This window comes from Paenibacillus liaoningensis (genome assembly GCF_059609455.1).
On the sequence record NZ_JCAALU010000004.1, the window covers coordinates 80,143 to 104,618 of the forward strand.

General features: G+C 51.6%; 24 protein-coding genes. All 24 read left to right on the top strand.

The window, feature by feature from the left end; translation table 11 throughout:
- Positions 1 to 110 precede the first annotated feature (110 nt).
- The 24 genes from AC6B99_RS06570 (at position 111) to AC6B99_RS06685 (ending at position 24,385) form a co-directional block, all read left to right on the top strand.
- The gene (locus AC6B99_RS06570; RefSeq protein ID WP_056035410.1) at positions 111 to 1,625 is read left to right on the top strand and encodes an ABC transporter substrate-binding protein; all 1,515 of its coding nucleotides are present in this window, start codon (positions 111 to 113) and stop codon (positions 1,623 to 1,625) included.
- Positions 1,626 to 1,715: 90 nt separating this feature from the next.
- Positions 1,716 to 2,642: an ABC transporter permease gene (locus AC6B99_RS06575; RefSeq protein WP_056035407.1), complete on the top strand. Its 927-nt coding sequence runs from the start codon at positions 1,716 to 1,718 to the stop codon at positions 2,640 to 2,642.
- Positions 2,643 to 2,666: 24 nt separating this feature from the next.
- On the top strand, positions 2,667 to 3,557 hold the full coding sequence (locus AC6B99_RS06580) for an ABC transporter permease subunit (protein ID WP_494862227.1): 891 nt from the start codon (positions 2,667 to 2,669) through the stop codon (positions 3,555 to 3,557).
- A gap of 51 nt (positions 3,558 to 3,608) precedes the next feature.
- Positions 3,609 to 5,147 carry a glycoside hydrolase family 43 protein gene (locus tag AC6B99_RS06585; protein WP_496663039.1) on the top strand — a complete coding sequence of 513 codons (1,539 nt, stop codon included), beginning with the start codon at positions 3,609 to 3,611 and terminating at the stop codon, positions 5,145 to 5,147.
- Positions 5,148 to 5,576: 429 nt separating this feature from the next.
- Positions 5,577 to 6,608, top strand: a complete 1,032-nt coding sequence (locus AC6B99_RS06590) for a hypothetical protein (protein WP_056035396.1) — start codon at positions 5,577 to 5,579, stop codon at positions 6,606 to 6,608.
- 196 nt (positions 6,609 to 6,804) lie between these two features.
- Positions 6,805 to 7,647, top strand: a complete 843-nt coding sequence (locus tag AC6B99_RS06595) for a class I SAM-dependent methyltransferase (protein ID WP_235533158.1) — start codon at positions 6,805 to 6,807, stop codon at positions 7,645 to 7,647.
- Positions 7,648 to 7,649: 2 nt separating this feature from the next.
- Positions 7,650 to 7,889: an acyl carrier protein gene (locus AC6B99_RS06600; protein WP_056035458.1), complete on the top strand. Its 240-nt coding sequence runs from the start codon at positions 7,650 to 7,652 to the stop codon at positions 7,887 to 7,889.
- On the top strand, positions 7,886 to 9,220 hold the full coding sequence (locus tag AC6B99_RS06605) for an ATP-grasp domain-containing protein (protein ID WP_056035390.1): 1,335 nt from the start codon (positions 7,886 to 7,888) through the stop codon (positions 9,218 to 9,220). Before AC6B99_RS06600 ends, AC6B99_RS06605 begins: the two co-directional genes overlap by 4 nt.
- Positions 9,221 to 9,250: 30 nt before the next feature.
- Positions 9,251 to 10,381, top strand: coding sequence for a UDP-glucuronosyltransferase (locus AC6B99_RS06610; RefSeq protein WP_496663040.1), 1,131 nt, complete (start codon positions 9,251 to 9,253; stop codon positions 10,379 to 10,381).
- A 35-nt stretch (positions 10,382 to 10,416) separates the two neighbouring features.
- On the top strand, positions 10,417 to 11,526 hold the full coding sequence (locus tag AC6B99_RS06615) for a radical SAM protein (RefSeq protein WP_235533156.1): 1,110 nt from the start codon (positions 10,417 to 10,419) through the stop codon (positions 11,524 to 11,526).
- 79 nt (positions 11,527 to 11,605) lie between these two features.
- Positions 11,606 to 12,796 (top strand): radical SAM protein, encoded by a 1,191-nt coding sequence (locus AC6B99_RS06620; RefSeq protein WP_496663041.1) that lies wholly within the window; start codon positions 11,606 to 11,608, stop codon positions 12,794 to 12,796.
- Between the two features lie 14 nt (positions 12,797 to 12,810).
- Positions 12,811 to 13,857, top strand: a complete 1,047-nt coding sequence (locus AC6B99_RS06625) for a Gfo/Idh/MocA family protein (RefSeq protein WP_496663042.1) — start codon at positions 12,811 to 12,813, stop codon at positions 13,855 to 13,857.
- Positions 13,858 to 13,871: 14 nt separating this feature from the next.
- Entirely contained in the window at positions 13,872 to 14,864 is a 993-nt protein-coding gene (locus tag AC6B99_RS06630) for an ATP-binding cassette domain-containing protein (protein WP_494883289.1), read from the top strand.
- Positions 14,851 to 15,660, top strand: a complete 810-nt coding sequence (locus AC6B99_RS06635; protein WP_496663043.1) for an ABC transporter permease — start codon at positions 14,851 to 14,853, stop codon at positions 15,658 to 15,660. Before AC6B99_RS06630 ends, AC6B99_RS06635 begins: the two co-directional genes overlap by 14 nt.
- Before the next feature lie 5 nt (positions 15,661 to 15,665).
- The gene (locus AC6B99_RS06640; protein WP_056035370.1) at positions 15,666 to 16,469 is read left to right on the top strand and encodes an ABC transporter permease; all 804 of its coding nucleotides are present in this window, start codon (positions 15,666 to 15,668) and stop codon (positions 16,467 to 16,469) included.
- A 151-nt stretch (positions 16,470 to 16,620) separates the two neighbouring features.
- On the top strand, positions 16,621 to 17,403 hold the full coding sequence (gene rfbF, locus AC6B99_RS06645) for a glucose-1-phosphate cytidylyltransferase (protein WP_496663044.1): 783 nt from the start codon (positions 16,621 to 16,623) through the stop codon (positions 17,401 to 17,403).
- Positions 17,404 to 17,420: 17 nt separating this feature from the next.
- The gene (locus AC6B99_RS06650) at positions 17,421 to 18,515 is read left to right on the top strand and encodes an NAD-dependent epimerase/dehydratase family protein (protein WP_496663045.1); all 1,095 of its coding nucleotides are present in this window, start codon (positions 17,421 to 17,423) and stop codon (positions 18,513 to 18,515) included.
- Positions 18,512 to 19,807, top strand: a complete 1,296-nt coding sequence (locus tag AC6B99_RS06655) for a nucleotide sugar dehydrogenase (protein WP_494883297.1) — start codon at positions 18,512 to 18,514, stop codon at positions 19,805 to 19,807. Before AC6B99_RS06650 ends, AC6B99_RS06655 begins: the two co-directional genes overlap by 4 nt.
- Positions 19,794 to 20,060, top strand: a complete 267-nt coding sequence (locus AC6B99_RS06660; RefSeq protein WP_494862213.1) for a phosphopantetheine-binding protein — start codon at positions 19,794 to 19,796, stop codon at positions 20,058 to 20,060. Before AC6B99_RS06655 ends, AC6B99_RS06660 begins: the two co-directional genes overlap by 14 nt.
- Positions 20,061 to 20,065: 5 nt before the next feature.
- Positions 20,066 to 21,124, top strand: coding sequence for an LLM class flavin-dependent oxidoreductase (locus AC6B99_RS06665; protein WP_494862211.1), 1,059 nt, complete (start codon positions 20,066 to 20,068; stop codon positions 21,122 to 21,124).
- Positions 21,108 to 22,151 carry a hypothetical protein gene (locus AC6B99_RS06670; protein ID WP_056035357.1) on the top strand — a complete coding sequence of 348 codons (1,044 nt, stop codon included), beginning with the start codon at positions 21,108 to 21,110 and terminating at the stop codon, positions 22,149 to 22,151. Before AC6B99_RS06665 ends, AC6B99_RS06670 begins: the two co-directional genes overlap by 17 nt.
- Positions 22,148 to 23,203 carry a phosphotransferase enzyme family protein gene (locus AC6B99_RS06675; RefSeq protein ID WP_496663046.1) on the top strand — a complete coding sequence of 352 codons (1,056 nt, stop codon included), beginning with the start codon at positions 22,148 to 22,150 and terminating at the stop codon, positions 23,201 to 23,203. Before AC6B99_RS06670 ends, AC6B99_RS06675 begins: the two co-directional genes overlap by 4 nt.
- Before the next feature lie 40 nt (positions 23,204 to 23,243).
- Positions 23,244 to 23,504, top strand: a complete 261-nt coding sequence (locus tag AC6B99_RS06680; protein WP_494862207.1) for a phosphopantetheine-binding protein — start codon at positions 23,244 to 23,246, stop codon at positions 23,502 to 23,504.
- Positions 23,501 to 24,385, top strand: coding sequence for a cysteine peptidase family C39 domain-containing protein (locus AC6B99_RS06685; protein ID WP_494862205.1), 885 nt, complete (start codon positions 23,501 to 23,503; stop codon positions 24,383 to 24,385). The genes AC6B99_RS06680 and AC6B99_RS06685 overlap by 4 nt, the downstream gene beginning before the upstream one ends.
- Positions 24,386 to 24,476 lie beyond the last annotated feature (91 nt).

Genomic DNA, 24,476 nt, shown 5'->3' on the forward strand with positions numbered 1-24,476 from the left:
AGTCAACTGGCATGTCGATTTCGGAGTAGTGGCTATTCTGCCATTGACCGTACAATGAGATCAGGCTCGCGAACATAAGAGTCCACGACACTAGATACGGGGGATGACACATGAACAAAAAGATTGGTTGGACAGGCGCGCTAGTTGCCTTGTCGATGCTGATGTCCGCATGCTCGGGCGGCGGCAGTAATGCTGGAAACGCTTCGAACGGAGCGACTTCTGCAGGGAGTAACGAGGAGAAGCCTTACGAAATCGTATACGCATACCCAACATTTGACAACGTTCCTGCGGACATTCAGCTCGTCCAAGACGAGGTTAATAAGATCGCCAAAGAGAAGATTAATGTCACAGTCAAGCTGCTGCCAATCAGCAACAGCGCCTACACAAACCAGATCAACTTGATGATGTCGAGCGGAGAGAAGCTGGACATGATCGCCATGCTGGGCAACTATAGCACACAAGTCACACGCGGTGTTTTATATCCTCTGGGCGATATCATGGAGGAAAACGCGCAGGGCATTATCGACGCGCTTGGTGAGGACTATTACAATGCGACCAAGGTCGGCGGCATTAGCTACGGCGTGCCGAGCATCCGGGACTTGGCACAAAATTTCGGGTTCGTCATGCGCAAGGATCTCGTGGACCAATACAATATCGAGTTAGGAACGATTAAGAACTTCGAGGAATTCGGCAAGGCGTTCAAGACGTTGAAGGAGAATGAACCTGATATGGTTAGTGCGACAAATCTCGCTGGTGGCACGATACTTGGCACTTACCGGACCTACGATCCGTTGGGCAACGAGCTTGGCGTCCTTTTGAATAGCGGACTTGCCGACTTGAACGTCGTAAACTGGTTTGCGACGGAAGAATACGAGAAAATGGTGCGTCAACTTCGTGAATGGTACTTAGCGGGTTACATTCTCAAGGACGCCGCGACGAATCCGGAATCAAACCACGCCATCGTGAAGTCCGGCAAAGCGGCAGGTTATTTCACCCAGATGAAGCCTGGCTTTGATGCCCAGGAAAGCCGTATGACCAGCCATCCCATGGTGTCGGTGCAGACGGTTGAGCCTGTAGCGAAGACCGATACGGTCACGAACGTGGCCATTGGTGTGGCAGCCAAGTCAGCGAATCCGGCGAAGACTCTACAATTCCTGAATCTGATGTATACCGACAAGGAGATTGTTAACCTGATTGACTGGGGGATTGAAGGCAAGCATTACGTGAAGATGGAAGGCCAGGATAATATGATTAAGTATCCCGATGGTATAACAGGCGATAACGTGGGGTACAAGAACTATGGCTGGATGCACGGTAACCAATTCCTGTCCTACGTATTTGAAGGTGACGAACCCGACGTCTACGTCAAAATGGAGGCATTCAACCAGAACGCTGCTAAATCCAAGGCGCTTGGTTTCTCGTTCAACGGCGACAACGTGAAGAATGAAATTGCCGCTAGTAACGCAGTCTTATTACAATACAAAGGCGTTCTTGAGAGTGGCTCGGTTGATGTTGACAAGGTGTTGCCTGAATTCCTCAAGAAGCTTGAGGAATCGGGCATCAACAAGATTATTGCAGAGAAGCAGAGCCAACTGAATGAGTGGGCGGCTACGAACGGCACATAGGATGAGAACGTACAACGATCCAACCGGACGTCAGAGCCGATTGGATCGTTTCTTAAAGAAGAGACCTTTCGGGAAAGGGACGAGATAGGAATGGATTATACAAAAAAAAGACACCGTACGTTCTTTAAATATTTACCGCTTACACTGCTCATGCTTCCGGGTCTTGCTTACCTGCTGATCAATAACTACTTACCGCTGCTTGGCATGTTCATTGCATTCAAGAACATCAATTACTCTCAGGGTATTTTCGCGAGCGACTGGGTAGGTTTTAGCAATTTCGAGTATCTGTTCAAGACGAGTGACGCCTTTATTATTACAAGAAATACGATTCTGTATAATGCCGTTTTCATTATTCTCGGAACGGTCCTCGCCATCGCGTTCGCTATTCTGCTAAATGAAGTGAGGAAAAAGGTACTGTCGCGCTTCTATCAGAGCGTCATCGTTCTACCGCATCTCATTTCATTCGTAGTCGTTGGCTATCTGGCTTACGCCGCGTTCAGCATGGAGACGGGCTTCATGAACAAGACGATACTGCCGCTTCTGGGCATTGACGAAATATCTTGGTACACAGAGCCCAAGTATTGGCCATACATTCTGACCATCGTGCATCTATGGAAGTCGGTAGGATTCTCTTGTATCATTTATCTGGCTTCTATTATCAGCATCGATACCGAATATTACGAGGCGGCAACACTCGATGGGGCGAGTAAGTGGCAGCAGATCCGTGCGATCACCATCCCCCTTATTACGCCAGTCATCGTGATGTTGATGCTTCTTGGCATCGGACGTATCTTTTATTCCGACTTCGGCCTATTCTATCAGGTGCCAATGAACGCTGGAGCGATCGCCGATACGACCAATGTCATCGACACCTACGTTTACCGCGGTCTTATGGTGCTGGGCGACATCGGCATGGCATCCGCCGCAGGCGTCTACCAGTCGCTCGTCGGATTCGTGCTCGTATTGGGCGCGAACTATATCGTCCGGAAAATCAACAGGGAGAACGCCTTGTTCTAGGGCGAGTGGAGGAGCATAACAACCATGGCTATCGAAAATAAAGCTATAAACTGGATCGCTAATGTAACGCTGTCGGTGTTCGCGTTGGCCTGTATCATACCATTCGCGCTACTGATCATGGCATCGCTTAGCAGCGAAGCAAGCATTATTCGGAACGGCTATACATTCTTTCCGGAGCAATTCAGTTTGTCTGCTTACGAATACTTGTGGACACATCATCTTGAGCTGGGCCGAGCATACGGCATTACCGTGTTCATCACAGTTGTCGGTACGGCGGTTAGTCTTGCGATTACCTCGGCGCTTGCCTATCCGTTATCGCGCAGGGATATGCCGTTGCGCAACTTCTGGACGTTTCTCGTGTTCTTTACTATGCTATTCAATGGCGGGCTGGTACCGACTTATCTGGTGTACACTCAACTCTTCGATATCAAGAACACCATATTCGGACTGTTACTGCCGGGGTTGCTCATGAGCGGCTTCAACGTCCTGCTTGTCCGTACATTCTTCATAACGTCCATTCCACCTGCCTTGATCGAAGCGGCTAACATTGACGGCGCGGGTGAGATCAAAACGTTCTATCGGATTGTGCTTCCGCTGTCGCTGCCCATCATGGCGACGATCGGGCTGTTCCAAGCTATTAACTATTGGAATGATTGGTTTAACGGTCTTATCTACCTGACCGATTCACGTCTGTTCGGTATACAGACTATTTTGACAAAGATGATCACGGACATCCAGTTTCTGACGAGCAACAGCAACGCGGCCGGCACGGGCGCGAGCCAAGCGATTTCTGAGCTGCCAAGCACCTCCGTGCGAATGGCGATTGCGGCGGTCGGCGTGCTTCCGATCCTCATTGCGTACCCGTTCTTCCAGAAATATTTTGTCAAGGGCATTACGATCGGAGCTGTCAAATAAACCTGGCAGGGCCGTCATTATCAGCTATTCGGACTATAGGAGTTGAAGACAATGAAATTCTCCAATCCCGTCTTGAGCGGTTGTTATCCCGATCCCAGCATATGCAGGGTCGGAAACGATTATTATTTAGTCAACAGCTCATTCAACTATTACCCCGGCATTCCGATCTTTCACAGCAGCGACTTGGTCAATTGGACTCAGATCGGGCACGTGCTGACTAGGGAAAGCCAATTGCCTCTAGGGACTAAAACTAGCGGCGGCGGGGCCTTCAGCTTCACGGGAATCTATGCACCTACTCTGCGTTATCGCGGCGGTCGCTTTTATTTAATCACCACGAACGTACAGCATGGTGGGAACTTCATTGTGACAGCAGATCGGCCGGAAGGGCCTTGGTCAGAGCCCGTTTGGCTGGAGTGGGGCGGTATTGATCCTTCGCTCATGTTCGATGAAGATGGAAAGGTGTACGTGACTGGTACCGGAGGAGGAGATGAGCTTCCGGGCATCTATCAGGCGGAGATGGATCCCGATACGGGAGCCATTCTTACGGAGCGCAGGCTGATCTGGGAGGGAACGGGAGGCAGCTACCCCGAAGGTCCGCACTTGTATCGTATAGCCGATTGGTATTACTTGCTTATTGCGGAAGGTGGTACTGAGTTCGGTCATATGGTGACAATTGCAAGAAGCAAGGAGCCTTACGGTCCATTCCAGTCTTGTCCGAGCAATCCTATCTTGAGTAACCGCAGTACCGGCTTACCGATTCAGGCAACGGGTCATGCCGATTTCGTCGAAGCGCATGATGGAAGCTGGTGGGCAGTCTACCTGGGTATCCGTCCTCTTGGTTATCCGTTCTATCATCATTTAGGTAGGGAAACGTTTTTAATTCAAATTACGTGGTCGGATGATGGTTGGCCTGTTATCGGATATGATGGCAAGGCTCAATTAGAAATTGAGGGCCCATCCTTTTATGAAGGAAGTCTAGGTAAATGCGAAGGCATTTGTCGTGATGATTTTAACAGCGAGTCGCTCAACCTGCATTGGAATTACCTTCGCAATCCGGTGCCAGAGGCGTATTCGCTCACGCGCCGGCCAGGTTGGCTAACGCTCCTCGGTATGGAACAGGGACTTGATGGGACCGAACGTCAGACGTTCGTCGGCCAGCGGCAGCGTCATTTGGAATGTCAGGTATCTGCCTTGCTGGATTTCGAGCCTTCTCGAGATGGAGAGGAAGCTGGCTTAACCATTTATATGAATGAGAAGGGGCATTATGAGATTGCCGTAACTCGCATTGACGGGGTTAAGACGGTACTGTTTCGCCGGAGAATAGGCTCCTTGTGGAAAGTGGAGCGGGAGGAGACCATTCCCGTAGGTTCCATCCTTCTAAGCATCGCAGCAGATGCGACTACTTATGTCTTTGCCTTTACATTGAACGGTAAGGAGGAGACGGAGCTCGGACGGGGAGAATGTTTCTATCTGTCAAGCGAAGTGGCCGGCGGTTTTACAGGAGTCTACGTTGGCTTGTATGCTTCCGGCAATGGGATACCAAGTGACTCACCGGCACAGTTCGATTATTTTGATTATAGAACTAATTAAATTTCAGGATTAATTTTCAAATCTGTACGACCAAGATTGGACGTAGGCCGCTAATTGATTAGCGGTCTTTTTTATTTTTATATCGCACTTTACTGATAATGGTTAATTTTTTTAAAACCAAGCCTGCTTCATCTTCTGCACCAAATTGCTTACCGTAGATGATGCGGGATATTCATACTGTTCAAGCTATTATGGAAATTCTGGCTTACCCACAACAGATAGTCAGAGGCCCCGCATGATAACCACAGTAAATTAAGATCATTCGATGACCGCGATGTGGTGAAATACTTGAAGTTCTGCACATTCCTGAGCAAAGCGGAAACGGAAGCGCCAATCGCTTTGATTTTTCCTAATTTCAAAAAAGTGCAATTGCAGGAAAAAAGAGATTAACCTATGGTGGGATTATCCCACTGAAAAGAGGCGATCTATTTGGAAGCTGTGAACACCGCACATATCCTTCCGCTTCGCAAGCCGATCATTGATGTCAATTCGTACCATGCTTTCTCCCAAGCAATTGTGCTGACGGACGAAGCGTTGTCGCTGCCGTGGCTCTTTAGCCACTACATCCATCTGTTTGGCGTTCCCGAATTTGATAAGGGCAACTTTATTCATTTCGCATCCTATTCTTTTTTTCACGAACTGCCCTATACCTTTGTGTCAAAGCTGCATATCGATCAATTGAGGTCATGGTTTCATGACCCGTTATCCTTCTTCATCGACTGCTTGCACAAAAATCAATATTTAGCCATCGCGCTAGACGAATATTATATTCCCGGCACTTCCTCTTACCAAACCAAGCAGCAGGTGCATCATTTGCTCATTCACGGCGTCGATGTTTCGCAGCAGCTGTTCTATGTTGCCGGCTACTTTTCGAATCCGCCGGTCTATGACTCGGGTCGACCAGTCAGCTTCGATCTGCTGCGAGAATCGCTTCGGCATGCAGGGCCCATCAGGCAGCGTATCAGCCAGACACTAGAGATTATCCAGTATCCATACCGGGATTTAAGTACGCCAGCTTTTGAGCTTGACGTTCATTTTATCGCAAGGTCATTGGAGGAGTATTTGCTGTCCAAGCCGTTGACTGAAAAAAATCCGCAAAGGATTCACTTTTGGTTCGGCCTGCGCGTGTATGATTTGCTTGAGCAATTCCTCGAAAGGGAGCTGGAATCAGAGCAGCCAATCATTCATATGAAAGCGCTTCAGACGCTCGTCAATCATAAGCAATGGATGATGAAAAGAATCGAGTACTTGCATGCTCACAAGCTGATTTCCGATAACGGTCTGTTTGCGATGGGGCAGGATGTGCTTAAGCAAACCGTAATCCTTCATCAATGGTGTGTGAAGCAGCGGGTCAGAAGGGACCCGAGCAACATCGTTAAGGCCATTCGCTGCACGCAGCAGTTAAAGCGTAGTGAGGCGTTATTTTTGGAAAAATGCTTGAATCAATTGGTTATTACTTAACGATTTCTAAAAAGTGCAAATGTTTAAAAAAAGTGCAATAGAAGGAAATAACACTTATTCAAAGCAAGAAACCGTTCATCAAAAAAGTCTTATTGCACAGCGAACACCGATGTCTATAAAGTTGAGGAAGGCCATTGACTCACAGAAGCTACATCGACCATGTTGTAGATGAGAGGAGTTGTTCACCCGCTTGGCAATGAAGACAACGCTTACAACCTCACCGATTCAGCATCAGGTCAGTCGACACACAAGTCTGCTTGGCGTTATGCTGCTGCGATTGATTTACCTCATGTATTACGCCTTGCTGTACCCGCCTTATTATTTCTGGAACAAACGCGATTTCAAAAAGCAAACGAAAAAAAATCCCTTCTACGTCAGCAAGCTCGTGCGATTGGTAGAAAAGCATCCCCGGCTGTATGAGCTGTCGATGTTTGTGCTGAACTTTCCAAGACCGACAGCGGTTTATCATTTTTTGCCTGAATTACAAGGAAGAGTGCTGCAGGTTGGCTGCGGGACGGGGCTTCTGAACAAGCATGCGAAAGGATGGAGGCATGCCGAGTTTTTTAATCTCGATATTAATGAAAAATATCTGCAATTCGGCATGAAGAAGGGCCGGCTGCACAATTGCATCCATTCTGGCATTTATCAGGTGGACAAGGCGGATGAAAGCTTTGACAAGATCGTCTTCGCCAGGTGCTTCCATCACATCCGGCATCATAAAAAAGCGTTTAAGGAATGTGCAAGACTACTAAATAAAGGAGGGGAATTGTGGATTCTGGATCCTGTTATTTTGGAGGAGCAGGGCTCAGGCAAACAAATGAGCGCGGGTTATATGGCCAATTCGTCTATTGACGGCGTCATTTGGCGTTTTACGAAGCAAGCCTTCATCGAGCACGTGCTGGCTTCACTACCTGGGGAATTGGAGCTCATTTCGATCACGGAAAATCGGCAGCCGCACTTAACCAATTATAATTTGAAATACCCGCAAACCGATATTTTGGCGGTTATTCGAAAACGAAACGAAGGGGAGAACAAGTAATGCTGCAGACGCAAATTATTACGATTATTTCCGAAATCAAGAACGAGCCCGACCTGGCAGCTACGCTGACGGGAGCTTCCGACATGCTGAACGATGCGGGGCTGGACTCGCTCCAGCTGATTAATTTCATACTCCGGATTGAAGACGAATTCGAAATCGAAATCGATTTTGACCAATTTGATATGGAGCACCTGCAGTCTATCGATATATTTTGCGACTTTATTCAAGCCAAGAGCGCATGAGGCGGGCTGGAGGCGTAACGACGATCCATTGCGGCGCCTTCGATGCGGAGACGCTGTGGCGGGATGAGACGCTGGCGAAGCTGCCAGCCCTGCCTGACCCGCAGGCGAAGGCGATAGTTGGCGCCATGGACGAGCTGTTATTTTTATTTTGCAAAAGCTCGGACGTGCTGCTTACCCGGAATCCGGTGGCTCCGGCGCAGCTTCGGTATTTGAGCGACATCGGCTTGACGTTCAGGACTAGCGACGAGCCACTTGAGGATAGCGGCGGAGCGCAGGACGCAAATCCCTTCCAGCAAATGCTGAATAAAGGGGCAGTGCGCAAGTATAAGGAGCTGCTTCCGCCAGGCGGCTTTATAGAGCCGTTTGCCGTACTGGACGGCTTGCAGGAGCTGTCCTCGCTTTATCGGCTCGATGGGCGTTATCCAGCTATGGAGACGATTCGGCACGTGAATTCCAAGCTGTATTCGGCAGAGCTGAGAGAAAGTTTGGGGTATGGCCCGCCTACGAGGATTGTGAGGAGTCATACGGAGCTGAGGCACGCCGCCGAAGCTATGCTGCTTGCTGGCCCCGTGCTTGCTAAAGATACGTTTGGGGTATCTGGCAAGGGAAACTTGCTGATCCAAAGCACGGCGACGCTGGAGCGTATAGCCGGGTATGTCGCTGTCCAGGAGCAGAAGGGAAAATCAACCTTGTTTCTGCTCGAGCCACTGCTGGACAAGGAAGCTGATTTTTCATGCCAATTCCATATTGATGCGGACGGCGGCTATGAGCTCATTTCCGTACAGCAGGTTTTGAACGCCGAATTTGCCTATCAGGGCACGTTCAGTGCAAGTGTGGAGCTCATAGAGAAGCTGGAGCGCGAAGGCTATTTCAAGCTGATGCAAAAAACGGCCGAGCTGCTTTATGAGAGCGGTTACAACGGCCACGTCTGTGTCGATTCGATGCTGCTGGAGGAGGGCGGTCTCGTGCCTATTGTAGAAATTAACGCGCGCAAGTCGATGAGTCTGATCAAAAAACGACTGGACGATTATTTGGCCGAATTTTCGCTTCAGGGGAACCTTACCTATTTGTCCGTCATCTGCCTTGGAATCGTGGAGTACGCCGATCTGCTTGCGGCTATGGACCGCGAAGGGCTGCTCTTCCGGCCTGAACGGGGAGAGGGAATTCTCCCGCTTAGTGCTGGTACGTTCACGATTAATCAAGCACCCGGTTTAAAGCGCAAGGGAAGGCTCTATTTGTCCGCGGTCGCGGGGCGGATAGAATGCTGCAGCGAGCTGCTTGCCCGCATGCGAGCCCTCCTGAAGTCTCGCGGTATTGCCGTAACCAATTAAGCGCCTAAAGGGAATGAGGAGGAAAATAAGATGGGCAATAGGGCTAATCGGGACAATCACTTTACCACGATTCTTTGCTCAGGCTTCGGTCTTGGTTTCTATAACCCTGGTTTAATTGTGAACTATCAATTGAGACAGCGCGGCATACCGACCGAGGTGCTGGTATTCGAAAGGTTCATGCAATTAGAAAAGCAAGCAAAAATCGTAGACAGCAGGAAGGCTTATCATGCCAATTTCGCACTTGCGAAAATCGCCACTAAGCTGCCTAAGGATATTCGGGACAGCTTCGATCCGGAGCAAATCTTTGACCTGCTAAACAGCTGGGCGGCGGAGGGACGAAGGAGGTTTATTTCCTTGTCTGGGCATTGGGTGTACATCCTGGAGCTGTACAGAGAGAAGCTTGGTGCCGCCGCCGCCGAGCTGGAGGTGGATCTGCTGTATGTGGATTCGGATCTGTCACCTTCTTGGAAAAGCCTCAAAAAATATATGCCCGATTATCCGGACCGTTACCGAGAGGTGTGGCTGTATGCGTCGTCAACGTTGTCTATTCATCTGCAAATTCGTGTTGGCGACGGAGAACCGCTGCCTTTCGCAGGTAGAGCGCCGAGGTATGTCATTCACGGCGGAGGCTGGGGGATGGGGACGTATCAAGGGAAAATACCGGAGCTTGCGCAGCTGGGGTTTGCCCTTGATGTCGTTGCTTATGAGCCGGCGGAGGCTCAGGGGCAGCAGCTTGGCAATCGTTATTACATGAACGATCCCGAGTGGACGGCTTGGAATAAAGGAGAATCCGGGGAGCATGAATTTCCAAGGTTCGGCGAGATTAGGCCGGATACTGCACCGTCATTTTCCAATTTGCCGTCCCACCACGGTCTCTATGATGTCATTCGTCAGGCGAAGGGCATCATTAGCAAGCCCGGTGCAGGGACGCTGATGGATTCGCTGGCCTCGGCCACGCCGGTCATTATGCTTGAACCGTTCGGCGAGCATGAGAAGAGAAACCTGGAAGTATGGCTGGAGCACGGACTCGGAATTACCTATGAGGATTGGGAGCGGGCGGGATTTGCAGAGGAGGCGCTAGCGACGATTCATGAACGGCTGCTCGCGAAACGAGCGGCTACGAGATCGTATACGGACGACTATTTGGAACGAATCGTTTGAGGGTGAAGGACGGTAACCTCAGGGAAGAGGGCGAGATGATGGCAATCAGAACGGAGTCCGCGCCTGCCGCGGCTCAAGCGTTAGACCTGCACAGTCCCAAGTGGATTTTTCTGCAGCTGATCGAATCGTGCAATTTGCGCTGCAAAATGTGCTTCGAGTGGGGGGAGAACGGCTCTTACAAGGAGAAGCCGGAGCTGAAAAAGCTCGATATCGGCGTGGTGAAACGGATTATTGAGGATTGCAAGGATACACGTCCCTATTATGAGCTTTACGGGGGAGAGCCGCTGCTTTACCCATGGATCGACGAAGTATTGGAGCTCATTCATACAACGGGGAGCAAAGCACATTTTCCTACAAACGGTACTTTGCTGGAGCGGCATGCGGAGATGATTATGGCCTTTCCGCCAGAGCGCATTTGGGTGTCGCTTGATGGTCCTGAGGAAATTAATGACGCACAGCGGGGAGCAGGCGTCTTCCGCAAAGCAATGAAAGGCATCCGCAAGCTCTATGAGCTTAGGGAAGCGATGGGCAGCGAATACCCGAAAATTGGCATCAGTACGACCGTCACGCCGACGAATTACAGGCATTTGGAGCGATTCTACTTTGAAAGCGTAGACCTTGCGATGCTGGATTGTATTAGCGTCGAGCTGCAGCAGTATGTCACCCGGGAGCGCTACGATCACTACGCAGGCGTGCTGCGGGAGCATTTCGATATTGCCGCCGCGCCGATTGCCAGAGGCTTCATCGCTGATCCTGCGCAGTTCGCGGAAGTCGATGCAGCGGAGCTATGCCGGCAGTTGAAGCGAATCGAGCGCCACTGTGCGGAGCACGGCATGTACTTCAATGCGTATCCGAAGGTAATCAGCGAGGAAAATATCCGCCATTATTTTAATGCGGAATGGTCCAAGGTTACCAATATGAAGAAGCGCTGCGTTTTCCCATGGATCAGCACGGAGGTGAGTGCTAGAGGCGAGGTAACCTCCTGCCACAATTTCTACGATCTGTCGCTCGGGAACGTCAATGAGCTCAGCTTAAAGGAGATTTGGAACGGCACGAAATACAAGCAGTACAGGGATTATTTGCGCAAGCAGCTGTTTTCTATTTGTCCGGGCTGCTGCTTGTATTATAACGAGAAGCCGCGCTGAGCGGCCTTACCAAAGTTGAGGCGGCAGAGCCTCGCTCCGCGCAGAAGTCTCTGCTGAGCTTAAGGGGAGGGAAATAAGCGTGCAGCCTAAAACAAATATCCGAATGGATGAGAAGTCGTTCGAGATCCTGAAGCGAACGATCCGAAACGCAGCAATCCCGATGAGGCAGAAGAGGGAAAACCCGAAGTACAAGACGGAGCTTCCCGAGGTTGTTGCCATTAAGCTGACCAACCGCTGCAATTTGCGCTGCAAGCATTGCTACCAATGGAACGAGGATGGCTACCATCATCAGATGGAAACGGCGGAGCAAAATTTGGATATCGACGTGGCCATTGTGAAAAGATTGTTCGAGGATACGAAGCAGGCGAAATCCCGCTTGTATTTGTGGGGCGGCGAGCCGATGTTCCACCGGCAGTTCGGCGACATTTTGACGATGCTGGAGGAGGATCCCCGAGAGGTCACGATTTGCTCGAACGGCTTGCTCTTCGATCAATATATGGAGCAAATGCTGCGCATTTCTGAACAGCTGGAGCTGCTTATCGCCGTGGAAGGGTTTGAGAAGGACCACGATCTCATCCGGGGAAAGGGCTCTTACAGCAAGGTGATGAAAGGCATCGACCAGCTGCTGGCGCTTCGATCGGAGGGCCGATTCCATGGACGGATTTCGGTCCATTGCGTCATTAATAACGCAAACATCTATTATTTATACGATTTGATGGAGAGCTTTGAGCAGCGGGGAATTGATCTCGTGCTGCTGACGTTCCCCTGGTACATTGCTCAGGATACGTCGCTTGCGATGGATGATTATTTTCGCGAGCAATTTGACTGGCTGCGCCATATTGAAGAGGGAGAGAAGAGCAGCTGGCATGCCTTCAAATACCGGATAGAGCCGCATCATCTTCCCTCCCTTCTGGAGCAGCTTCGCAAAATGAACGAGCGGGTCTGGCACACCCGTCTGCGCTACCAGCCGGGGCTCGAATTTGACGAAATTGAGCGTTTCGTCACAGGCGAGGTCATGACGAGCCGCTGTGCGACCGATTGTCTGGCGCTGGCTACACGCATTGATGTAACGCCGACGGGAAACATTTCGGCCTGCAAATTTTTCTCCGAGTTCACGGTAGGCAATTTAAAAGAAAAAAGCCTTGAGGAAATATGGAATTCCGCGGAATACGATCGGCTTCGGGAAACCATCAACAACGGCTTGACCCCGGCATGCTCCAAGTGCAATGTGCTTTATCTGCATGGCGTCTCGGCGCTAAAGCACATATAGGAGCTGATGCAGGCATGAGAACTTTAGCTCTAGGCATCATCGGCTGCGCGTCCATCGTTCGCAGGGCGGTATTCCAGCCGCTGCCTTTCGTCGAAGGCATTAGGGTGGTGGGCATTGCCAACCGAACTAGGTCGCGAGCGGAGGCGATAGCCTTGGAATTCGGCATACCGCGCGTATTTGAGCAGCTTGAGGACGTGTTGGCAAGCCCGGATGTGGACGCCGTGTATATCGCGCTGAGTAATGATCTTCATAACGAATGGGTGCTGCGCGCGGTCGAGGCGGGCAAGCACGTGCTCGTGGAGAAGCCGATCGCGATGAATGCGGCGGAGTGCGCAAAGCTTGCGGAGCGGCTAGCCGGCCACTCGGCGGTCGTGCTGGAGGGGCTGATGATCCAGCATCACCCGTGGCAAAGCGCCCTCCGGGAGCTGATTCAGGGGCAGCGTTATGGCAAGCTGCTGCAGATGCGCACGGAGATGCATATACCGATGAGCGATCTGCCGTTGACGAGCTATCGCTGCGATCCGGGCAGAGGCGGCGGCGTCTTCGCCGACCTTGGCTGCTACTGGCTGCAAATGCTGCAGCAGCTGCCTGGCTTTGAGGCAGCCAAGCCCACGAAGCTGAAGGCGGAGTCAGCGTTCGACGGTCCACGGGGCTGCGACTGGTCATTCGACGCATCGCTCGCCTATGCCAGCGGGTTCGCTGCGGAACTGTCGGCTTCCTTCGAACGCCCTTACCGCACGCGGCATGTGTTGAGGCTGGAGCATGCTGCCCTGGTAGTAAACGATTTTTTTCGCGCCAACGTCGGGAGATATAAAATCACGATTAAGATCGAGGAGCCCGGAACCGGCCGTCCGCTCGGCAGCATAAGCTTTGATCGGCAGCATTATTACGAGAAGCAGCTGGAGTATTTCCGCGACAGCGTCTTGACTGGGACTGGGACTGGCAATGGCAAAGGAAGTCGCGAGCTTCTTCGTGAATCGCTGGAGCGGGTCAGATTCCAGGAGCGGATTCATGCGGACGCTGTGTACCGCAAGCGCCATGTCGAGGAACGTATGAAGTAAAGGAGACAACAGGGATGATCATTGAGGTTGACGGCTTATCCAAATCCTTCACTTACCATAAGAAGGAGTTGGGACTTAAAAGTTCGATCCAAAATTTGTTCCGCCGCGAGCAGCAAACGAAACATGCGGTGTCGGATATTTCCTTTAGCATCGAGGAGGGAGAGGTCGTCGGGTTCCTCGGGCCCAATGGTGCCGGCAAGACGACGACGCTCAAGATGCTGTCGGGCATTTTGCATCCGACGAGCGGCAGCGCCAAAGTGTTCGGCTACACGCCATGGGAGCGGAAAAATGAATTTAAACGGCAATTTTCCATCGTCATGGGACAGAAAAATCAGCTATGGTGGGACCTGCCTGCGAATGAGTCGCTGTTTCTGAACAAATGCATCTACGAGGTGGACGATGCGGAGTATGCGCGGACGCTGGGAGAGCTGACCGAGCTGCTTGACGTGAAGGAGCTGTTGAAGGTGCAGGTGCGCAGATTGTCGCTAGGCGAACGGATGAAGATGGAGCTGATTGCCGCTCTCATTCATAAGCCGAGAATCCTCCTCTTAGATGAGCCGACCATTGGTCTCGATATTATTTCGCAGCGCAAAATAAGGGAGTTTTTCAAATATTACAATCGCGACAAAAAAACGACCATCGTCCTGACCAGCCATTACATGCACGATATTGAGGAACTGTGCGATCGGTCCATTATTATCAACCACGGAAGAATCGTATTTGACGGTGGGCTGAATGAGGTCAATGAACGGCTTGGGCATAAAAAAATTATGAAGCTGGTGCTTTCCGAGCCCGTTGAAGAATGGGTGCTGAATCAAGTCGGAGAGGTCAAGGAATTCAAGGATACACATGTGAAGTTCGTGTTCGAGCAGTCGGAAATTAAAAAAATGTCGCGCTGGGTGCTTGACCACCTGCCCGTAATTGATTTCACCATCGAGGATATTCCGATTGAGGAGGGCATCGCCCTGCTGTACCAAAGTGGCGGTGAGAAGCATGAGACTGCATAGCATGTATTCGAAAACCTTCTCACTGGGCGTGCAAAATTCGCTGGAATACCGGACGAACTTTTTTCTGAATCTGTTTGGCGCGGTTTTTCCGATTTTAATTCAGTACTTCTACTGGAGAGCGGTGTTTACTAGCTCGGGGCAACAAATTGTATTCGGATTTTCGTATAACCAGATGATTGCTTATTCCGTTCTGGCGGTCTTGATGTCCAAGCTGATCGGCACCACGTTCCAGTACGAAATTGCCCGGGACATCAAGGACGGCGGATTGAATAAGTACCTCGTCAAGCCGATAGGGTATTTATCATACCGGATTTTTTGTTTTCTTGGGGAAAAAAGCGTGCAAATGCTCGTTGTACTCGCCCTTTCGGTGATCGTCATGCTGCTGCTGAACGCGTGGCTGGACTTTCCGGTCAACCTGTCCCATATTTTGCTGTTTCTATGCGTCGTGCCCAGCGCCTTAATGCTGAATTTCTTCATCTATTATAGCTTAAGTGCCGTCGCTTTCTGGTTTACGGAAGCGAATGGCGCGTTTCGGACGTTTGCGCTGCTCGCCAATATTGCGGGCGGGGGTTTGTTCCCGCTGGATATTTACGGCCCGGTTACCAAGGCTATTCTGCTGGCGCTGCCATTCAATTATGTGATTTATTTTCCCATCCGTCTGCTCAGCGGCATGTTGACCGGCCCGGAGATTGCTGCCGGGGTAATGATGCAGTTGGTCTGGATTGGGGTATTCGCCGCGCTCTCGACCTTGCTGTGGAGGCAGGGTCTCACGAAGTATATTGCGGTGGGAGGGTAGGCCCCTTGTTAAAGACATTAAAAAAATACGCATTGATCTACAAGGTTTTCGTCAAAAACTGCTTTATCGCCCAGATGGAATACCGGATCAATTTTTTGTTCGCGAACACGATCGAAATCGCTTATTTATTCATCAAGCTGCTTTATGTGATGGTTGCGTTCCGCGTCGGGGTCGTCATTAACGGCTATACACCGGATATGATGATGATGTTTGTCGGGTCCTTTACGATGATGACGGGCTTTTATTGTCTTTTCTTTTATTCGAACTTCATGAATTTGAGCAATCATGTTCGAAACGGCACGCTGGATCTGCTCATCACAAAGCCGGTTTCGCTGCAGTTTATCGCTACGCTTCGCAATGTAGACTTCGGCTTTTCATTTACAAACGTGGTGGCTGGGGCAGGGATGATTATCCTTGCCTGGTCGCGCATGGGCATTCCGGTCACACTTTCGCGGGTAGTGATGTTTTTGCTGTTCATTTTCCTCGGCATCGTGCTCAAATATGCCATCTTCCTGATGCCATCCTTGATCTCGTTCTGGACGGTACAGACGGCGGCGGTCAATCAGATGTCAACCGCCATATGGGATATGAACCATGTGCCGATGCACATATATGGCCGCTCGGTTCGGCATGCAGGCACGTTTTTGTTCCCGGTGTTTGTCATTACTAATTTTCCGCCGCTGTTCGTGCTCGACCGGCTGACCTGGGTGCATATGGTCTGGTTCCTGATCGCTCCGCTGCTGTTTTTATTCCTCTCGCGGAAGCTGTGGAACGTAGCCATCCGCAATTACTCCAGCGCGAGCAGCTAGCGGTGGGGGTGCGGTGTGGAGCCTAGTCGAGTCGAATCGAGTCAGGTATGCCCAATTACGGGCTGCGAATGCCAAGAAACCGCCATAGCAGCGAGGACGCCAAAAGCATGACCATTACATGATACAAGTTCATAACAGAGGAGCGTCGGAGATGGAGAAAACAAAGGTCGTCTTATTGTCCGGCGGCTTCGGTACCCGTCTGGGTGAAGAAACGGTTCTGCGGCCGAAGCCGATGGTAGAGATCGGAGGCATGCCGATTTTATGCCATATTATGAACATTTACGATGCTTGCGGCTTCAATGAGTTTATTATCGCTTTAGGCTATAAGAAGGAAATGATCAAGCAATATTTTCTCAATTATATGTATTTGCAAAACGATTTCTCCATCCATATGAGCCAAGCGACCGTCGATATTGTCAGGCACAGGCAGCCGGATTGGACGGTGCATCTGCTCGATACAGGGCTGAGCACCATGACGGGCGGGCGGCTGCACAGGCTTCGGGATCAGCTTTGCGATAATACCTTCATGACGACCTATGGGGATGGAGTAGGCGATATCGACGTCAAGAGCTTGCTCGATTACCACAAATCCCATGGGAAATTGGCCACGGTCACGCTCGTCAAGCCCCGCGCCCGATTTGGCACCGTGGATCTGATAGGCGATCAGGTTGTCTGTTTCAAGGAGAAGGCCGATACCGGTGGTTGGATTAACGGCGGCTTTTTTGTTTTTGAGCCAGGCGTGCTTGAATATATCGGTCACGATACGGATGTGCTTGAAAGCGATGTCCTTCCACGACTGGCTGAGGAAGGACAACTTATGGCTTACAGACACGACGGGTTCTGGGACTGTATGGACACGATGCGCGACAAGCAATATCTCGAGAGCCTTTGGGCTTCCGGGGAAGCCCCCTGGAAGCGCTGGCACGAGAATTAAGGGAGGCTGAAGCGTCTATGGATGCGATGAATAATCCGATCATGCAGGAAGATATGGCGTATATTCAGGATAAAATGGTCAACCCTGCCTGCTTCTCCGGCATGAGGATTCTAATTACCGGCTGCGGCGGCTTTATCGGCTTTTATCTGACTCACTTGTTCGTTCATCTGAAGCGGCAGGGCTATGCCTATGACAAGCTGCTGCTGCTCGATACATTCCGTTCCGGCATCCCGGAGTGGCTTTCCTCCCTAGCGGCGGAGCATCAGGATATCGAGGTGCACACGTTCGATATTGCCAGAGACAGCCTTGAGCTTGTAAAGGGTGCCGAGTGTGCGGATTACGTCTTTCATATGGCTTCCATCGCCTCGCCCACCTTTTATCGGCAGTTTCCAGTCGAAACGATCGAAGCGAATGTCATGGGACTCCAGCGGCTGCTCGACTTCTATAAGCGTCGCCCGCTGAAGGGCCTTCTGTTTTTTTCCAGCAGCGAAATATACGGCGATCCGGACCAAAATTTCATACCGACCCCTGAGTCGTACTGGGGACATGTGCCGAGCATTGGACCGCGCGCATGCTACGATGAGTCGAAACGAATGGGCGAGACGTTGTGCTACGTCTATCATCAGACATTCGGCATGCCGGTCCGTATTGTGCGGCCGTTCAACAATTTCGGTCCCGGCATGTCGCTTATGGACCGAAGGGTGCCTGCCGACTTTGCGCTTTCTGTGCTCCGGGATGACCCGATTGTGATTCATTCGGACGGCAAGCCGACCCGGACGTTTTGCTATATTGCCGACGCGATTGACGGCTACCTCCGCGTCCTGCTGCATGACGAATTCGACTGCTTTAATATCGGCATGGACGGCGGCGAGCTGTCCGTTGAGCAGTTGGCTGGCATATACCGTGAGGCTGCCTCCGAGCTGCAAGGCTACACGGGCGATATCCACTATGCTGCATCCCCGGAGAAGGATTACTTGCTGCATAACCCGTCCAGGCGCTGTCCAGATTTGTCCAAAGCCCGGGGTGTGCTCGGTTACCGGCCCGAGATTGAAGTGTCCGAAGGAGTCAGACGTTACTTGAGGTTTCTGCAGAAGGAGCTGATCTCCGTATGATCGCGGTGATCGGACTAGGCTTCGTCGGTCTGACGACCGGGCTTGGACTTGCCCATCGTCTCGGCTGTACCCTATTCGCATACGATTGCGATTCGAACAAAAGGGAGCTGTACCAAGCGGGAAAGATCCCGTTTCACGAGCCGGAGCTGCAGGAGCATCTTGGCCGCTATCTGGGCAATCGATTCATCGTTTGCGATACGCTTGAAGAAGCTTTGCGCAGGGCGGAATATATTTTTTACTGCGTTGGCACTCCCGCTCTTGCCGATGGCGGCACGGACCTGAACGCTTTGCTGGATGGGCTGAAGGCAAGCCGCGAGGTGTTGTCGGACGGACGGTTTCGCGTGCTGGTCATAAAGTCCACAGTACCGCCGGGTACGACCTCCCGCGTAATTGCGCCTCTGCTCGAGCAGTTCGGATTACGCCCTGGGGAACATGTCGGCCTAGCAGCAAACCCGGAGTTTCTAAGAGAAGGCTCGGCGTGGCGCGATGTGATGGAGCCAGACCGGATCGTCATTGGGGAAGCTGAGCCGATCGGCGGAAGGATGCTTGCGGAGCTGTATGCTTTGGGCTTTGATGCTCCCGTCCGCCGCGTATCAGCCACAGCCGCCGAATTTGTTAAATACATGTCCAATTCGCTGCTAGCCACGCTGATCAGTTTCGCGAATGAGATGGCGATGATTGCAGAGCGGACTGGCGACATCGATATTCCTCAGGCGTTCGATTTGCTTCACGAGGACAAGCGCTGGCAAGGCACGCCGGCCAAGATGACCGATTACGTGTATCCGGGCTGCGGTTACGGAGGGTATTGCTTGCCTAAGGACATCGCTTCAATGATTCATCATGCTTCCGCTATTGGCGAACAAGCTGGTCTGCTGCAGGCTGCGGTTGACGTGAACCAAAAGGCACAGATGAGAATGGCGGAGCGGATTGCCGCTGCTGCCGGACACGATAAGAATCGAAAGATTGGTCTTCTGGGTCTTTCATTCAAGCCGGGCAGCGACGATGTACGCGGCGCCGTTTCTTTCGAAATCATACGTCTAATGCTCGGGATGGGATATTTGAACATCGCTGTTTATGACCCGCTATCGATGCAGGCGTTCGACCATGCTTATGGACTGCCCATTTCTTATGCGCAAACGATGGAGGAGCTGGTTTCGGGGAGCGAGGTTATCGCGATCATTACCAGCTGGGAGGAATTTAAAGAGAAAAGGCATCTGCTCTCGGGCAAGCTCGTCATCGACGGCAGATATACGGAAGAGCAAAGCGGGGTGATTGTTCATGCTGGACAATAAGGAACATATCGTGAATATTTTGGCGAAGCTGCTGAACCTAGAGCCGGAGCTGCTGGTGGCGCTTGGAGAGGATGCGGATTTAACGGAGCAGTATTTAAGCTCTGTTCTTGTGGTCGAGCTTGTGGTCGAGCTGGAGCAATATTTTGACCTGATGATCGATGATGAAGATTTATTGACGGAAAACGTCTCCACGATGCGAAAAATCGGGGAGCTGATCTCGAAATACAAGGAGATGCAGCCTTCGAAGGAGTGAGCGAAATGGCTTTTTGCTGGATGCTTCCGCACGGTGACCTTCAGCGGATAACGGAGCAGGCTAGAGCGGCCGAAGGGTACGGCTTTGATTCCGTATTGTTGATCAACGCGAACGAATACATGGACCCTTGGCTTGCTGCCGCGTATTTGGCCGAGCGAACCGGGAAGCTGCGATTTCTGATCGCGCAAAATACGAGCTATATTCTGCCAACGGCAGCAGCAAAAGCGCTAAGCACATTAAATCTGCTTACTGGCGGCCGAGCGGATATAAATGTGGTAACCGGCAGCTCGGCCATTGAGATGGGGCGCATGACGAAAGCGCTTAGCCACGAGCAGCGCTATGAGCGGACGAAGGAATTTGTAGAGCTGTTTCACCGGCTGCAAGAAGGCGGGACTGTCCACTTTAGAGGCTCATGGTTCGAGGTAAATCAAGGAGAGCTGTATCCGAAGCCGCCTGCTCGCGGCAGCGTGTTCATTTCCGGCAGCTCCCCAGAGGCTATGCGAATCGCGGCTGCCAGCGGACACCATTATTTAACGTACGGGCATGATTATCCGGTTGTCAGCAATCGGCTTGAAACGTTTCGCGGATATATCCCTAAGGCAAGTCTGCATCGTCCTAAGTGCGGCATTATGATCGATATTATAGCCAGAGAGACGACTGAATCGGCTTGGGCCGCAGCAGAGCGTTTTCTTGGCGGAGCGAGCGCTTTAGAGAAGCGCACGAACCGGCTGTTCCGCAATAATTGCGATGCTGCAGGGATTCAGAGCTACAAAGCGCATTATGCAGACCCGATGGCAAAAGTATCCGAGCACTTATGGGCAGGACTCGTGCAGCTGAATACATCAAACGGGTTTTCCATCGTCGGATCGTACGAGGAGGTGCGGCAGTCGATTCGGAAGTTCCAACAGCTAGGCGTAGACTATTTTATTCTAAGCGGGCTCGCGGGGCCCGATGAACAGCTGCGCATCGGCGAGTACATTCTCCCCTATGTAAGAGGAAATGGGGAACCTGCGAGACTCTCGCCGGCGGTAAAGGAGGCCACAACCCATGGAAATGGACATTAAGCATAAAAAACCTTTTGCCATACGCGCGGGCCTGCACTGCTTGTTCTCCGGTTTGTACCACATCTTGGAGCGAGAACGGCCGGAAGCGGCAGCGGAGAGCGATGAAGCGGATATTTATTTCGAGACGAACGGGCAGAATTTGGAGTACTACGGCGATCTGAACAGGGTTTGGCTTGCGTCTCAGCAGGACATTGTAGAACGATTCGCCCAAACTTACGGACTTAAGCCGCATGCCTCGTTCGAGGTGGAGCTGAATCCGGGTGCCGCGCTGCTGCGCCTGCGGGAGGCTGTGCTGCGAGGCCGCATGCCGCTGCTGTTTATACGTACGACATCGCTCGACTACCATGAGGTATTCAGAGACGGAGAAGAGAGAAATCACCTTGTCCTTCTGCTTGGCTGGGACGATGGCAGCGATTCGGTGCTGATCGGCGACAGCTCCTTTCTCGATCAGGCGGGGCATGTCACTACCTATGAAGGAGTGTTGACGGTCGATGCGCTGCGAAGAGGATTATGGGGGTACGCTTGGTTCGAGACTGATGCGGAGCAGAAGCTTTTCTCAGGCTTAGAACGATTTAATGAGGTGCTCCAAAACATTCGCTCATTTAATCAAGGCTTAGAATTGCCTGACCAAAGGTACCAAGGCAGTCTTGCCTACCGTATGTATGTAAGGGACTACGCTAAGCTGCCTGCGTTAGATGCTCCGGCGTTCTCTGCTGTGTGCCGGAACGTGTATTATTGCTTCCGGGTCGGGGGGATGCTTCATCAGCTTGAATACCTTGCTGCATATATCGGGCGCTATGAAGGGCGATGGCCACAAGAGGGCCAAGAGCTTCTATACCGCGTGGAAGGATTGCGGGAGAAATGGCGCAAAGCACTGATGCAGTTATACAAGGTTGGCTTATCCGTCCAGCGCGATAAGATCGGCCTGCTGCAGGATCGATTCACTCTGCTTCTTGACGAGCACGAAAAATTGCTGTGTGATCTGCTGAAAGCGGTAGACGAGGAACAAGGAACTGCCAGCCGATGAAAGCTAATTTGTTTGTACAAGACGACAACAGACTCGTTCAAGAAGCGATCGGACGCTTCGCTCTAGAACGGGTCGCATTCGTTCCGCTGGAGAGCTATGAGAGCGGAGTATACGCATGGGAATTGAAGGGTCGCAAATTTATTTTAAAAATGACCCGGAAAAGCCGTCGAACTCGGGAACAGCTGATGGGAGAAATCGATTTTATTCAATTTGTTGCCTTTCATGGCGTTTCCGTGGCTAGGCCCATCGTTGCAAGGAGCGGGCAATACGTAGAAAACATCAGCGGCAGCATCAATAGCATGAATGGCATGGATGCCATTGACGGCAAAGTGGACGGCGAAGGAAGTGGCGGAAGCTCGGGATACTGGGCGTATGCTTTCGAGTGGGCAGAGGGCGAGCGCGTCGGTCCCGGCCACTATGGCCCCAAGCTTTACAAAGTATGGGGGATGGCCATGGGAAGGCTGCACAGCCTTGCCGAGCTTTACGCGCCGAAGCAGCCCGAATGGATTCGTCCCAGCTGGGAGGAATCTGAGCTGCTGCCAACGTTAGACGTGTGTGCCCTCAGCTCGTTCCCGGAGCTTCGATCAGCGGCTGACACCTGGATAACCAAAGTAAGACTGATTCCCGAGCGTACGGGGGAGTTCGGTTTAATCCACAACGATATGCATCCTCGCAATTTTCATTGGACCGGGGAAGGCATCGTAATGTTCGATTTCGACGGGTTGACGCATCATCATTATGCGAGCGACATTGCGGTTGCCTTATATTACGGATTGGCGGAACATAGCCGGGCGAGTGAGAGCAGTTGGTCTCCGGAGTTATTCCTGCATGATTTTTTGGAAGGCTATACCGTTTGCCGGACCGTCTCAGCAGAGCTTCAGCGCCATATTCCCGATTGGATGATGTTTCGTCATATCCAGCTTTATATGTCGTATTTCCGGTCTTGGGGGGAGCGGCCTGCTGGAATTACAGAGAGATGGACCTTGAGCCGTTATAGGAAAGATATTATAGGAGGCACCTTGTTTGGCAGGAAGCCTGAGGATTTGGCATGAACAAGCTAATCGCATCCTAAGCCTAGAAAGGAGATCCATTATGAACGGTACGGAATGGACCAAGGAACATATCGCGGGTTATGTGCAGTCGCAAATCAAGGAACAGCTTCAACTGGAGGAAGATGTCGCGCCAGATGATGAGCTGGCAAGCTATGGGATGGACTCGTTTGCTTCGATGAGTCTTGTTGTAGCGTTCGAAACGAATTTTGATATCGTCTTTGAGGACGAGGAGTTGCTTTTCGAAAATTTTGCCACCTTGCAGCATATGGTCGATAGCATTTGCGGAAAGCTGCAGCCATGAATCTCGCGTGGGTGGATTGCTCCATCGACAAGCTGCTTACCCTCTATCCAGGCATTCACCCTTATGCGGCAATGATAGACCGCTGGGCGTTCAAGCCGGTATGGGACGAGGAAGGCGAGGAGGTAGATTTGAGCCGGGTGCTGGCTACGGAGGAACAGCTCCTTGCACACTATGGAATTGAGCGGAGTTATGAAAACAACTGGATCGATGAGGCACTGCGAAGCGGGCATCTGGTACTGCTCCCTTGCGATCTGTTCTACATGCCGCATGCGAAGGTATTTTACGGCAAAGAGCATGCAGGACACTACATTGTTGTGCGTGAGCTTCTGCCGGACGGAAGCTACTTGATCTTCGACGATCATCCCGCGTTTTGCGGGGGGATGGATCGGACAGCACTAAAGACGGCCCATGATGCATTGGGCTTGCCGTATCAGAGGTTTGTGCCAGGCATGCTTCAGGTGACGGATGCTTCTGCGATTGGCTACGTATCCCGCATGCTCAAGGCGGATTCCTTCTACTTAAGCAACTTTGCACAGCGATTATTGGCCTCGGAGGAGACGGTGCTGCGCAAATGTATGATCCTGAAGGCAACGCGCCATTTCCATCATCGGCTGTACGGCTTTATCCGAATGGTGGATGCTGCGCCGCTGCCTTTAGGAGAAGGAGAGGCCGTGTCGGAGCTGAGGCAAAGCATTGTTCAGTATATAGACGACTGGAGAGTGACGGTCAATCTCGCTACAAGGGTTTTGCTTCAGCCGGCGCTGCCGATATGGGATCGTCTACAGAACCGGCTTGAGAACCATCAGGAGAGCGAGGCGCTGCTTCCGAATGCAGCTGATCGTTTTCTTGAGCTGCTGCATGCAGCTGAGACGAAGGGTTAGCTGGTGCGCATGGCGACGAAGATGTGATGGCACGCTGTGACCGACAGGGATTTCAAGGGAAATCGGAAATGGGCTGCAAACGATTTGCAAG

Excerpts from the sequence above, each read along its gene's own strand:
- AC6B99_RS06570 (WP_056035410.1), top strand. The coding sequence starts at position 111 with ATGAACAAAAAGATTGGTTGGACAGGCGCGCTAGTTGCCTTGTCGATG.
- AC6B99_RS06575 (WP_056035407.1), top strand. The coding sequence starts at position 1,716 with ATGGATTATACAAAAAAAAGACACCGTACGTTCTTTAAATATTTACCG.
- AC6B99_RS06580 (WP_494862227.1), top strand. The coding sequence starts at position 2,667 with ATGGCTATCGAAAATAAAGCTATAAACTGGATCGCTAATGTAACGCTG.
- AC6B99_RS06585 (WP_496663039.1), top strand. The coding sequence starts at position 3,609 with ATGAAATTCTCCAATCCCGTCTTGAGCGGTTGTTATCCCGATCCCAGC.
- AC6B99_RS06595 (WP_235533158.1), top strand. The coding sequence starts at position 6,805 with ATGAAGACAACGCTTACAACCTCACCGATTCAGCATCAGGTCAGTCGA.
- AC6B99_RS06605 (WP_056035390.1), top strand. The coding sequence starts at position 7,886 with ATGAGGCGGGCTGGAGGCGTAACGACGATCCATTGCGGCGCCTTCGAT.
- AC6B99_RS06610 (WP_496663040.1), top strand. The coding sequence starts at position 9,251 with ATGGGCAATAGGGCTAATCGGGACAATCACTTTACCACGATTCTTTGC.
- AC6B99_RS06615 (WP_235533156.1), top strand. The coding sequence starts at position 10,417 with ATGATGGCAATCAGAACGGAGTCCGCGCCTGCCGCGGCTCAAGCGTTA.
- AC6B99_RS06625 (WP_496663042.1), top strand. The coding sequence starts at position 12,811 with ATGAGAACTTTAGCTCTAGGCATCATCGGCTGCGCGTCCATCGTTCGC.
- AC6B99_RS06630 (WP_494883289.1), top strand. The coding sequence starts at position 13,872 with ATGATCATTGAGGTTGACGGCTTATCCAAATCCTTCACTTACCATAAG.
- AC6B99_RS06635 (WP_496663043.1), top strand. The coding sequence starts at position 14,851 with ATGAGACTGCATAGCATGTATTCGAAAACCTTCTCACTGGGCGTGCAA.
- rfbF (WP_496663044.1), top strand. The coding sequence starts at position 16,621 with ATGGAGAAAACAAAGGTCGTCTTATTGTCCGGCGGCTTCGGTACCCGT.
- AC6B99_RS06650 (WP_496663045.1), top strand. The coding sequence starts at position 17,421 with ATGGATGCGATGAATAATCCGATCATGCAGGAAGATATGGCGTATATT.
- AC6B99_RS06655 (WP_494883297.1), top strand. The coding sequence starts at position 18,512 with ATGATCGCGGTGATCGGACTAGGCTTCGTCGGTCTGACGACCGGGCTT.
- AC6B99_RS06660 (WP_494862213.1), top strand. The coding sequence starts at position 19,794 with ATGCTGGACAATAAGGAACATATCGTGAATATTTTGGCGAAGCTGCTG.
- AC6B99_RS06665 (WP_494862211.1), top strand. The coding sequence starts at position 20,066 with ATGGCTTTTTGCTGGATGCTTCCGCACGGTGACCTTCAGCGGATAACG.
- AC6B99_RS06670 (WP_056035357.1), top strand. The coding sequence starts at position 21,108 with ATGGAAATGGACATTAAGCATAAAAAACCTTTTGCCATACGCGCGGGC.
- AC6B99_RS06675 (WP_496663046.1), top strand. The coding sequence starts at position 22,148 with ATGAAAGCTAATTTGTTTGTACAAGACGACAACAGACTCGTTCAAGAA.
- AC6B99_RS06680 (WP_494862207.1), top strand. The coding sequence starts at position 23,244 with ATGAACGGTACGGAATGGACCAAGGAACATATCGCGGGTTATGTGCAG.
- AC6B99_RS06685 (WP_494862205.1), top strand. The coding sequence starts at position 23,501 with ATGAATCTCGCGTGGGTGGATTGCTCCATCGACAAGCTGCTTACCCTC.